The sequence below is a fragment of the Planktosalinus sp. genome, assembly GCF_059864935.1.
Genome location: NZ_JCBCCK010000106.1, coordinates 1 through 6,460 on the forward strand (window position 1 = coordinate 1; position 6,460 = coordinate 6,460).

The following is a 6,460-nucleotide window of genomic DNA, read 5'->3' on the forward strand; positions in this document are numbered from 1 at the left end:
GGGATTGAAATTGTAAGGACCTCTTTCATCAGGGAAATAGGATAAATCTAAAGAGAATATTGCCTGGGTTTGCCCCTGAACAATATCAGTGTCAGGAAATATTTCATTGATAAACAGTCTTCGGGTGGCATAGGAAGACAAGTCGTCATTTGAAATTCCGGATGGACGTTGTGAGCTGTAAAATACCGGGTCAATAGTATACCATGCCAATTTTGCTCTATTGTAGTTGTATGCTGGATTGTTGTTTTCAAGCTCACCTCCAAAGTCAATTGGGGTACTTGCCAGTTGCCAGGAAAGTGGGGTTTTTATGTCCAATAGTGTTTGTGAGCCTTCAAAGTCATCGACATAGACGGTTGTTTTACCGTCAAAATCTGCGACTTTTGGTGAGCCGGGTATCAAATATGCAAATTCACCTCTCAAAGACAGGTTTGACTCAACATCGGTATCGATGTTGGGCAATTTATTTACCATTCGGGTCAAGAACGGTACTTGTGTGGAATAATTTAGATTGAACCCCATTATCGTATTGTTAATGGGTTCTGAAGCTAAATTGGTTTTTTGTGTCAATGGGCGTTCATTCAGGTTGAGGTAAGTACCCCCAATCAAGAAGTTGTCATTGAATTTATGTTCAATATGCAGGCCTGTAAACCGTTTGGTTTGTTGTCCAAAAACGGTGTTGTTTTCGGTAGTGATTTGAATGGGTGTATTTGAATTCAGCAATGCCTGATCCAAAATCTGAACCCTTCCCAATTGGTAATTCACGGTATAGTCAACCCCTTCCACCAGCAATCTTCCTCCTGCAGTTACAGTGACAGAGCCCTGTGGAATATTGAACGCTCCAATTGAAATACCGTCTGCACCGGAAGATTTGTAAGAGCCTTTTAACTGGAACTTGTTTTTATCACTTTCTTGTTGTTCTGCCACCACTTTAGTGCTGCGGTAGAGTGTCCTGAAAACATATTTGTTTTGGTTTGCGTTGTATGTACTTGGCACTTCATAGTTTTCAGAAGCATCCGGGCTGCTTAGCTTGTTAAAGAGGTGTTCTCCAAAAGGCTCAACAGTGGTAAATATAATCCTTCCGTTTTGAGTATCAACGGTAAGTCCCGGCAAGAAGTCGAAAAAGCCGTCACCACCTTGTTGCGGGTCGTTATTGAAATTTAACCGGTCTAAATTGAATACCCTGAGCAGTGTTGTTTGGTCCACATCTTCAGGCAGTGGGGTTGCGGGAAAATTGGCATTTCCGGCTGCAGGGGTTATATAATTTAATGGTGAAGGGTCAGTATATAAAATGTTTAATCTAAAGTCTTCCCTTTCGAGTTGAAAGGCTCCGAGGCTATAGATATTTTTCATCATCAAATCCCAGATGGGTTGATTGACGTTTACGATGTTGCTTTTTAGAAGTTTAACAACAATATTCTGTGCTTCCCCGGGCAAGGGTTGGGTTGGGTCCGGATCAGGGTCGGGTTCACCACCAATGCCACCATCAACATTGGCATTTACCCCGTCGTTTGAGAATTCACCCACCTGATATACCCTGCCGTTAACCGTATATTGAAAGGCCACAGCCAAAATTTCATCATTGTTTAATCTTTGGTTTAAGGAAACATACCCCAATTGACGGTTTAAATTGTATTCATTGGGCATTAACCTTCTGGCATTTTCAAGGGTTGCATAATCTTTTCCTTCACTCATCTGTACACCACCAAAACCTGACTGCACCGTTGAAACGTTTCTTATTTGTTCATTGAGTACCGTTTGTGCCCCCCCATTGATTCCAAAAGGGTTAAAATCGTTATTTCCGTTATCGGGAAAAGAATTTGGGGGCCTGTTTATGAACCCGCCCGGCGGAAAATTAAGCCCTATTTTTGAAGGGTCGGCCTCTCCAATATCCTGAAGGGCCACGATGTTTCTAACGTTCTCAGTGGTATTGTTGAGGTTTGTTACCCAAACTTCAGCCCTTGTGATCTGCACATTAGAGTTGATATAAGGGTATTGCTCCAATGTTCTGTCATAATTGTCCCTAAAATAATGTGCCAGGAAAAAGTGCCTGTTTTCGTCATATTCCAAAGCAAACACCTCAAAATCATTGACTGTTCCACCTCCCTGGGCGACCACGCTGCGGGTTTCAGATTTTTGCTCAGAGAACACCCCGGTTACACGGGTTTTTCCAAACTGTAATTCAGTTTTAATACCAAACAGACTTTGTGCGCCCTGAATGAGCGAACTGTTGAGTGGCATACTCACGTTACCTACTTCGATGGTTTGAATGATCTGGTCTTCTGTGGGGGTGTATTCCAATTTGATTTGGTTTTGAAAATCAAAAGTGGATTCTGTGTCATAGTTGGCCGTGATTTGCAGGCGTTCGCCCACTTTGCCCAACAAGCTCAGGCTAATTCGCTGGTTGAAATCAAATGTTAAATTACTTCTGTTTCTGGGAGAAAAAGAGGGATTGTCTTGTTTTGTATACAAAAGCCCCAAATCCATTTCCACAGAACCTTGGGGTATTACTTCAATGACGTTGCCCCCAAAAATGGTTTCAAACAGGTTGGAGTCTACATAAAAGCTGGGCAGTAAATTGCGTTGTTCATCTTCGGCGCCTTCTTTTCTGCCGTCTGCAGCGTCAATTTTGTCTTTGAAATATTTTTTCATTTCCTCCTGAAGGACCAGGTCCTGATATTGTTCAGGAGTAAGGATCAAGGGGTGGGATATGGAGAAATCCCCCAGTTTTTGGTTGTATATGTACATCCCTGAAATGGGGTCATAAGTGTATTGATTGCTAATGCTTTGTGGGTTGGGCAAAACCATTTGGCCCAACGAGTGGCCGGTGCGAGTGGTGTCTTGTTCTGTCTGGTTGATTTGTTCAGGGTCGGGTTCCTGAGCATTCAGTGAAACACTCAAAAACAGCAAACTAAAAAATAAAAATATATGGTTGACCCTAAGTTTATTACAGGAGTAATTTTTTGTGCCCAATTTTTATAAATTTTTTAAAGCTAATTTAATAATCGTTTCTACAGTGGCGTCTGGGTTTTCTGAACAAATTTTATCACATACCTTTTCAGCGTGTTTTCTTAAAAACCCTAATGTTTCCAAAGCAGATAACGCTTCTTCTTTGTTGGTATTGCTTGGTTTGTTAAAAACTTCGTCAATGGCATACACCTTTAAAATTTTATCTTTTAAATCAAGGATTACCCGTTGAGCTGTTTTGGCGCCTATGCCTTTCACCGATTGAATTGTGGCCACATTGCCCAATGCAATGGCTTCCTTCACCTGGTTTGGGCTGAGTGACGACAGCATCGTTCTGGCTGTACTTGCCCCAACACCTGAAACAGTAATGAGCAACCTGAAAATTTCACGTTCAAACTGATCTGCAAAACCAAATAGTGTATGGGAATCTTCCTTAACTATCAGGTGAGTGAACAACTTTACATTTTCAGTGTGGGGAAGGTTTGAAAATGTATTTAGTGAAATATGGACTTCATATCCCATTCCATTACAATCTATAACAATTCCGGTAGGTGTTTTTTCAACAACTCTTCCCTGAATATGGGTAATCATGTGTTAACTTATTGTTAAACGTCAAATATAGTATTTTTATTTTAGTGCACCACAAAATTTGAACCCCCATAATTAGCCGGAAAATCAGCTTTGCCGCTCCGGTGTCAAGCACGGGACATGCTCTAAAGGGAGCCTGATTTTCCTCGAACTATTCATTAGGTTTGCAACCAAATTGACGTAATTAATTACTTTTTTATTTTTTTTCTGTTTTGTTCTCTTTTTTCCTTTTGCTGGGCATCAATAATTGCTATGGCTGCCATATTTACAATTTCTTCAACACTGGCACCCAACTGCAGAATATGTACCGGTTTTTTTAGCCCCAGCATAATGGGCCCGATGGATTCTGCATTGTTTAATTCTTTGAGCAGTTTGTAATTGCTGTTTGCCGAATCAAGGCTGGGAAAAATCAAGGCGTTTACCTTTTTGCCGGCGAGTTTAGAAAACGGAAAATTCTTTTTGTGCATTTCCATGTTCAAGGCAAAATCCATTTGCACTTCGCCATCAACTACCAAATCAGGATGTGTGCGGTGTAGCAAGGCTACAGCCTCCCTTACTTTTCTGGCCCTGTCGTGTTTTGATGAGCCAAAGTTGGTGTATGAAATCATTGCCATGACCGGGTCCATCCCAAACATTTTCATAGTGTAAGCCGTCATTTGTGCGATTTTGGCGAGTTCTTTTGCCGTGGGGTCTATATTGACTGAGGTGTCTGAAAGAAACATCGGCCCGCGTTTGGTCACCATCAGGTTGGTGGCGGCTACTTTGTCCACCCCGTCAATTTTGCCTATGAGTTCCAGCATTGGTTTTAAAACAGCAGGGTAAGATCTGGAATAGCCGGTAATCAGGGCATCGGCATCACCCACATTGACCATCATTGCGGCAAAGTAATTGCGTTCTCTCATCCATTTTTTGGCATCATAGAGTGTTACACCGTTTCTTCTTCTTTTTTCCCAATACTTTTCGGCATAAAAATTTCTTTTTGCTTCCTGGGCATCGTCCTTGGGGTCGATGATTTCAATTTGGGCATCAAAATCAATTTCTCGCATAAGTTCCAATATCACCACTTTTCTCCCAAGAAGGATTGGGGTTCCTATTTTTTCATCGTGAAGGATTTGAGCTGCCTTAAGCACATCAAGATGGTCTGCCTCGGCAAAAACGACGCGTTTGGGGTCAGTTTTTGCACGGTTGATGAGCAGCCTGACGATTTTATTGTCAGCTCCCATGCGCTCATAAAGTTCGTCTTCATATTTTTGCCAGTCTGCGATGTGTGCTTTTGCCACACCGCTTTCCATAGCGGCTTTTGCAACAGCCGGAGGCACTTTTGCGATGAGGCGCGGGTCAAATGGTTTTGGAATGATGTATTCTCTGCCAAAATTGAGTTTTGTTTCACCATAAGCGATATTGACCTGCTCGGGTACAGCTTCTTTGGCGAGTTCTGCGAGGGCCAATACCGCGGCCTTTTTCATTTCTTCATTGATTTTTGTTGCCCTTACGTCCAGTGCCCCCCTAAAGATGTATGGAAACCCCAGCACGTTGTTGACCTGGTTGGGGTGGTCTGAGCGGCCGGTGGCCATAATGATGTCGTCGCGGGTTTTAATGGCCAGGTCATATTCAATTTCGGGGTTTGGGTTGGCCATTGCAAACACGATGGGGTTTTTGCTCATGGTTTTGAGCATGGCCGGAGTGACTATGTCCCTTACTGACAGCCCCACAAAAACATCTGCTTTTTTTAGGGCTTCCTCGAGTGTATCGATTTTTCTGGCTGTAGCAAACTCGCCTTTTTCTATACTGAGGTTGGGGTGGTCTTTGCGAATGACCCCCTTGCTGTCGAGCATGACGATGTTTTCGGGCTTTGCTCCAAAGGCCTTATAGAGTCGTGTGCAGGAAACCGCTGCTGCACCGGCACCGCTAATCACAATTTTTACTTTGTTGATTTTTTTACCTGCCAGTTCGAGGGCATTGATGAGTGCCGCTGCGGAGATGATGGCCGTGCCGTGCTGGTCGTCGTGCATCACGGGAATGTCGAGCTCTTCCTTGAGGCGGCGTTCAATTTCAAAGGCTTCGGGGGCTTTGATGTCTTCAAGGTTGATGCCACCAAATGTGGGAGCTATGTTTTTTACAGTTTGGACAAATGTTTCAATGTCTTCAGTATCCACTTCGATGTCAAACACATCGATGTCTGCAAAGATTTTAAAGAGCAGGCCTTTACCTTCCATCACGGGTTTTGAGGCTTCGGGACCTATGTTTCCGAGTCCGAGTACGGCTGTACCGTTTGAGATTACCGCCACGAGGTTTCCCTTGGTGGTATATTTGTAAACGTTGTTTTTGTCTTTGGCAATTTCAAGGCAAGGTTCAGCCACCCCGGGAGAATAAGCCAGTGACAGGTCGCGCTGGCTGGCATATTTTTTTGTGGGTACCACCTGGATTTTTCCGGGTTTTGGTTTTGCGTGATACAATAAGGCTTCCCTTCTTCTACTTTCTTTGCTCATTCGGTTAGTCAATGGTGTGACAAGCAAAGGTAAGTTACTTCTTGAAATTGGAGAAATTTAATTTTTAATGTTTTTTTTGAGACAAGAGACATGAGATGTGAGATGTGAGACTTTAGACATGAGATGTGAGACGTGAAAATTTGAAGTGCCCAACCTACAGTACACTTTCAGTTGGCAATGCAAATTCCAAAGTTTTATAAACTCTTGCAGCCCCCCCCTGTGTCTCCCTGTGTCCCCCCTAAAGGGGGAGGGTTGTTAAATTCTAAAGTTTTAGCGGAGTGGGTTTCGTCCGCTTTGCCCCGGCCCGCATTTGGCGGGAGGCGGAGAGGGAGTCGTCTTTTTGTTAATGGTGTATTGGTTATTGGTTAAAAGTACCGATTGGTTTGATGTGATTGTTTTTTGCGTGAGGGATAAAAGCG

Annotated in this window: 3 protein-coding genes; all 3 read right to left on the reverse strand. The window is 43.2% G+C overall.

Annotated elements, in window-relative coordinates; all coding sequences use genetic code 11:
* The coding region (sov, locus tag AC6F75_RS04590; RefSeq protein ID WP_500713769.1) for a T9SS outer membrane translocon Sov/SprA at nucleotides 1-2,970 on the reverse strand (2,970 nt) is incomplete at its 3' end.
* A 3-nt stretch (nucleotides 2,971-2,973) separates the two neighbouring features.
* Nucleotides 2,974-3,555 carry a Holliday junction branch migration protein RuvA gene (gene ruvA / locus AC6F75_RS04595; protein WP_500713770.1) on the reverse strand — a complete coding sequence of 194 codons (582 nt, stop codon included), beginning with the start codon at nucleotides 3,553-3,555 and terminating at the stop codon, nucleotides 2,974-2,976.
* Between the two features lie 185 nt (nucleotides 3,556-3,740).
* Nucleotides 3,741-6,041, reverse strand: a complete 2,301-nt coding sequence (locus AC6F75_RS04600) for a phosphate acyltransferase (protein WP_500713771.1) — start codon at nucleotides 6,039-6,041, stop codon at nucleotides 3,741-3,743.
* Nucleotides 6,042-6,460: the final 419 nt, after the last annotated feature.